At 58.8% G+C, this 267-nt stretch carries 2 pseudogenes; one reads left to right on the top strand and one right to left on the bottom strand.

Annotation, left to right across the window (positions count from 1 at the left end):
• Window positions 1–163: pseudogene (locus tag EOD29_RS32180) on the top strand (sugar ABC transporter substrate-binding protein); the annotation flags it as partial.
• On the opposite strand, the pseudogene EOD29_RS32175 reads toward EOD29_RS32180, so the two are convergent.
• Window positions 163–267: pseudogene (locus EOD29_RS32175) on the bottom strand (ATPase); the annotation flags it as partial. The pseudogenes EOD29_RS32180 and EOD29_RS32175 overlap by 1 nt on opposite strands.

The raw sequence follows: 267 nt of genomic DNA, 5'->3' as shown, positions 1-267 counted from the left end.
GACGCCGGAAGTCGACCGCTCGAAAGGGTGCGCTGAATCTCTCAAGGCATATCCAGACGTCAAGGTTGTCGCCGAGCAGTTCTCGAACATCTGGAGCCAGGACGAAGGATTCCAGATCATGCAGAATATGCTGCAGGCAAATCCGGACGTTTCGATCGTGTTCGTGCCCTTCACGAGCGGTGCGCTCGCGCCGCCGATCGTGGTGAAATAGCTGCTGAGCTTCTTCGGGTTGACGACGGCATCGAACACCTCTGCAACGGGGCGGCC

Origin of the sequence: Mesorhizobium sp. M1A.T.Ca.IN.004.03.1.1 (assembly GCF_003997555.1) — a bacterium.
In the GTDB taxonomy this organism is placed as follows: domain Bacteria; phylum Pseudomonadota; class Alphaproteobacteria; order Rhizobiales; family Rhizobiaceae; genus Mesorhizobium.
Note: the sequence above shows the minus strand (reverse complement) of the source record. Positions and strands in the feature narration are given on the sequence as shown.